The organism is Ruicaihuangia caeni (assembly GCF_029952955.1).
Lineage (GTDB): Bacteria > Actinomycetota > Actinomycetes > Actinomycetales > Microbacteriaceae > Ruicaihuangia > Ruicaihuangia caeni.
Window position 1 is genome coordinate 1 of the sequence record NZ_JASATX010000008.1, and the last position, 5511, is coordinate 5511.

The 5511-nt window shown below is 56.4% G+C and carries 3 rRNA genes; all 3 read right to left on the reverse strand.

Features of this window, described 5'->3' with window-relative positions:
- Positions 1-23 precede the first annotated feature (23 nt).
- The 3 genes from rrf to QF206_RS12420 all read right to left on the reverse strand — a co-directional run bounded on the left by rrf (position 24) and on the right by QF206_RS12420 (position 5316).
- Positions 24-140: ribosomal RNA gene (gene rrf / locus QF206_RS12410) — 5S ribosomal RNA — on the reverse strand.
- Between the two features lie 128 nt (positions 141-268).
- Positions 269-3381: ribosomal RNA gene (locus QF206_RS12415) — 23S ribosomal RNA — on the reverse strand.
- A gap of 411 nt (positions 3382-3792) precedes the next feature.
- Positions 3793-5316, reverse strand: a 16S ribosomal RNA gene (locus QF206_RS12420).
- Together the 16S, 23S and 5S rRNA genes form the textbook arrangement of a ribosomal RNA operon.
- Positions 5317-5511: the final 195 nt, after the last annotated feature.

The window sequence follows — 5511 nt, forward strand, 5'->3', positions numbered from 1 at the left end:
GGGGTGGCCAGTTCCGGAATGAGGTCCGGCGGTGTCCTACTCTCCCACAAGGTCGCCCTTGCAGTACCATCGGCGCAGAAGGTCTTAGCTTCCGGGTTCGGAATGTGACCGGGCGTTTCCCCTTCGCTATGGCCGCCGTAACAGTATCGATCTTCGGTTACAAAACACAGGCCTCCACCACTGGTGTGGTGGGGGTGTGTGGTTCCGACCGTGTATCGGGAACCACAAAGTGGACGCGAGTCATCTCCCACCCAGAAGGGTGGGGTGTGTTGTCAAGTCATTGGCGTATTAGTACCGGTCAGCTCCACGAGTCGTTAGTCCTCGCTTCCACATCCGGCCTATCAACCCAGTCGTCTGGCTGGGAGCCTCTCCCCCCGAAGGGGATGGAAATCTCATCTTGAAGCCGGCTTCCCGCTTAGATGCTTTCAGCGGTTATCCGTCCCGAACGTAGCTAATCAGCGGTGCTCTTGGCAGAACAACTGACACACCAGAGGTTCGTCCATCCCGGTCCTCTCGTACTAGGGATAGCTCTTCTCAAATTTCCAACGCGCGCAGCGGATAGGGACCGAACTGTCTCACGACGTTCTAAACCCAGCTCGCGTACCGCTTTAATGGGCGAACAGCCCAACCCTTGGGACCTACTCCAGCCCCAGGATGCGACGAGCCGACATCGAGGTGCCAAACCATGCCGTCGATATGGACTCTTGGGCAAGATCAGCCTGTTATCCCCGAGGTACCTTTTATCCGTTGAGCGACAGCGCTTCCACAAGCCACTGCCGGATCACTAGTCCCGACTTTCGTCCCTGCTCGACCTGTCAGTCTCACAGTCAAGCTCCCTTGTGCACTTACACTCGCCACCTGATTGCCAACCAGGTTGAGGGAACCTTTGGGCGCCTCCGTTACTTTTTGGGAGGCAACCGCCCCAGTTAAACTACCCACCAGGCACTGTCCCTGAACCGGATCACGGTTCGAAGTTAGATATCCAGAGTGACCAGAGTGGTATTTCAACAATGACTCCACGAACACTGGCGTGCCCGCTTCATAGTCTCCCACCTATCCTACACAAGCCACACCGAACACCAATACCAAGCTGTAGTAAAGGTCACGGGGTCTTTCCGTCCTGCTGCGCGTAACGAGCATCTTTACTCGTACTGCAATTTCGCCGAGTTCATGGTTGAGACAGCTGGGAAGTCGTTACGCCATTCGTGCAGGTCGGAACTTACCCGACAAGGAATTTCGCTACCTTAGGATGGTTATAGTTACCACCGCCGTTTACTGGGGCTTAAATTCACAGCTTCGCTTACGCTGACCGCTCCTCTTAACCTTCCAGCACCGGGCAGGCGTCAGTCCGTATACCTCGAATTGCTTCTTCGCACGGACCTGTGTTTTTAGTAAACAGTCGCTTCCCACTGGTCTCTGCGGCCATCACACGCTCAGGGAGCAAGTCCCGTCACGCTTCAGGCCCCCCTTCTCCCGAAGTTACGGGGGCATTTTGCCGAGTTCCTTAACCATGATTCTCTCGATCTCCTTGGTATTCTCTACCTGACCACCTGTGTCGGTTTGGGGTACGGGCGGCTGGAACCTCGCGTCGATGCTTTTCTTGGCAGCATAGGATCACCGAATTCCCCCGTGAGGGGTATGCGTCAGATCTCAGGCATATGAACGACGGATTTGCCTATCGTTCGCCCTACATCCTTACCCCGGGACAACCATCGCCCGGTACGGCTACCTTCCTGCGTCACACCTGTTAATACGCTAACCGCGCCAGCTCGGGTCACGCGCTCCCCCGCACGATCCACCCCGAAGGGCTTCACTATGCGGGTTCGGGCGCTTAGCATTGCTGGGTTGGTTGGGACGGTTCTTCGCCGGTACGGGAATATCAACCCGTTGTCCATCGACTACGCCTGTCGGCCTCGCCTTAGGTCCCGACTCACCCAGGGCAGATTAACTTGACCCTGGAACCCTTGGTCTTCCGGAGGACGGGGTTCTCACCCGTCTTTCGCTACTCATGCCTGCATTCTCACTCGTGTGGCGTCCACGGCTGGATCACTCCGCCGCTTCACCCGCCACACGACGCTCTCCTACCCATCCGCACGGCTGAACCACGAAGGCTTACCAATAATGCGAATGCTACAACTTCGGCGGTGTGCTTGAGCCCCGTTACATTGTCGGCGCGGAATCACTTGACCAGTGAGCTATTACGCACTCTTTCAAGGGTGGCTGCTTCTAAGCCAACCTCCTGGTTGTCTGAGCAACTCCACATCCTTTCCCACTTAGCACACGCTTAGGGGCCTTAGTTGGTAGTCTGGGTTGTTTCCCTCTCGACGATGAAGCTTATCCCCCACCGTCTCACTGCTGCGCTCTCACTTACCGGCATTCGGAGTTTGGCTGACGTCAGTAACCTTGTAGGGCCCATCGGCCATCCAGTAGCTCTACCTCCGGCAAGAAACACGCAACGCTGCACCTAAATGCATTTCGGAGAGAACCAGCTATCACGAAGTTTGATTGGCCTTTCACCCCTATCCACAGCTCATCCCCCCAGTTTTCAACCTAGGTGGGTTCGGTCCTCCACGCGCTCTTACACACGCTTCAACCTGGCCATGGATAGATCACTTCGCTTCGGGTCTAGGACACGCGACTGAACGCCCTGTTCAGACTCGCTTTCGCTCCGGCTCCCCCTCACGGGTTAACCTCGCCACGTGCCGCTAACTCGCAGGCTCATTCTTCAAAAGGCACGCCGTCACCGATACAAGTCGGCTCCGACGGTTTGTAAGCAAACGGTTTCAGGTACTATTTCACTCCCCTCCCGGGGTACTTTTCACCTTTCCCTCACGGTACTTGTCCGCTATCGGTCATCTGGGAGTATTTAGGCTTACCAGGTGGTCCTGGCAGATTCACACGGGATTTCTCGGGCCCCGTGCTACTTGGGAACACTCACCAGCCGTCACCGCATTTCGACTACGGGGTTCGCACCCTCTTCGACCAGGCATTCAAACCTGTTCGTCTATACGGCTCCGTCACTGCGGGTGACCGGCAGATCACCCTGTAAGGTCCCACAACCCCGACCATGCAACCCCTGCCGGGTCTCACACATGGCTCGGTTTAGCCTGTTCCGCGTTCGCTCGCCACTACTGACGGAATCACTGTTGTTTTCTCTTCCTGCGGGTACTGAGATGTTTCACTTCCCCGCGTTCCCTCTACCCGCCCTATACATTCAGGCGGGAGTCACCAGGTCGCACAAACGCCTGGCGGGGTTTCCCCATTCGGAAATCCTCGGATCACAGCTCGTTTATCAGCTCCCCGAGGCTTATCGCAGATTACGACGTCCTTCTTCGGCTCCAGATGCCAAGGCATCCACCGTTCGCTCTTAGCAACTTGAAATCACATGAGATGAAACACCACCACAACACCAGAAGTGTTGGATGGTGAGACCACAATTCACCAGCATCACCGAAGTGACACTGGCAAGATGCTCGCGTCCACTGTGTAGTTCTCAATAAACGATCGGCACCCGCCCAAGCCCCACCACAGTGGGAACCCGAAACGGGTCCGAAGGATCCAGTCCCACCCCACCACGTTCCCGCAGCGGCGCCGGCCCGGTCCCTCAGGACCCAACAGTGCGCACCCGACCCGACCCATCCGAACCAGTGCCGTTCCAACCCCGAAGGGCGTACTGAACACCAGCCGAACCGGCCAGCTCTTGTCAAATGTTCCACCCATGAGCACCCAGCAAGGAACATTCGTCCTTGACCTGGGATACCTACGCCACCAACGGTGACGAGTGCTCCTTAGAAAGGAGGTGATCCAGCCGCACCTTCCGGTACGGCTACCTTGTTACGACTTAGTCCTAATCACCGATCCCACCTTCGACAGCTCCCCCCTTACGGTTGGGCCACTGGCTTCGGGTGTTACCGACTTTCATGACTTGACGGGCGGTGTGTACAAGGCCCGGGAACGTATTCACCGCAGCGTTGCTGATCTGCGATTACTAGCGACTCCGACTTCATGAGGTCGAGTTGCAGACCTCAATCCGAACTGAGACCGGCTTTTTGGGATTCGCTCCGCCTTACGACATCGCAGCCCTTTGTACCGGCCATTGTAGCATGCGTGAAGCCCAAGACATAAGGGGCATGATGATTTGACGTCATCCCCACCTTCCTCCGAGTTGACCCCGGCAGTATCCCATGAGTTCCCACCATTACGTGCTGGCAACATAGGACGAGGGTTGCGCTCGTTGCCGGACTTAACCGAACATCTCACGACACGAGCTGACGACAACCATGCACCACCTGTACACCGACCTTGCGGGGCGACCATCTCTGGCCGTTTCCGGTGTATGTCAAGCCTTGGTAAGGTTCTTCGCGTTGCATCGAATTAATCCGCATGCTCCGCCGCTTGTGCGGGCCCCCGTCAATTCCTTTGAGTTTTAGCCTTGCGGCCGTACTCCCCAGGCGGGGAACTTAATGCGTTAGCTGCGACACAGAAACCGTGGAAAGGTCCCTACATCTAGTTCCCAACGTTTACGGCATGGACTACCAGGGTATCTAATCCTGTTCGCTCCCCATGCTTTCGCTCCTCAGCGTCAGTTACGGCCCAGAGATCTGCCTTCGCCATCGGTGTTCCTCCTGATATCTGCGCATTCCACCGCTACACCAGGAATTCCAATCTCCCCTACCGCACTCAAGTCTGCCCGTACCCACTGCAGGCTGGAGGTTGAGCCTCCAGGTTTCACAGCAGACGCGACAAACCGCCTACGAGCTCTTTACGCCCAATAATTCCGGACAACGCTCGCACCCTACGTATTACCGCGGCTGCTGGCACGTAGTTAGCCGGTGCTTTTTCTGCAGGTACCGTCACTTTCGCTTCTTCCCTACTAAAAGAGGTTTACAACCCGAAGGCCGTCATCCCCCACGCGGCGTTGCTGCATCAGGCTTTCGCCCATTGTGCAATATTCCCCACTGCTGCCTCCCGTAGGAGTCTGGGCCGTGTCTCAGTCCCAGTGTGGCCGGTCACCCTCTCAGGCCGGCTACCCGTCGTCGCCTTGGTGAGCCGTTACCTCACCAACAAGCTGATAGGCCGCGAGTCCATCCCCAACCGATAAATCTTTCCACCCACAGAAGATGCCTTCATGGGTCGTATCCGGTATTAGACGCCGTTTCCAGCGCTTATCCCAGAGTCAGGGGCAGGTTACTCACGTGTTACTCACCCGTTCGCCACTAATCCACCAGGTGCAAGCACCCAGCTTCATCGTTCGACTTGCATGTGTTAAGCACGCCGCCAGCGTTCGTCCTGAGCCAGGATCAAACTCTCCGTAAAAAATTTGATGCTGACTGAAAGACTGTCAATGCTGACAATCCAATCAATCCAAAGGAATCTCAAACACCAACCAGGCAACCGAAATCGCCCAATCAATGCCGAGGTTATTTGGCATTTGACATGTGCACACTGTTGAGTTCTCAAGAACCGGACACCCCGCCCGACCCCTCCCAGGGCCGCAAACAGGGCAACTTC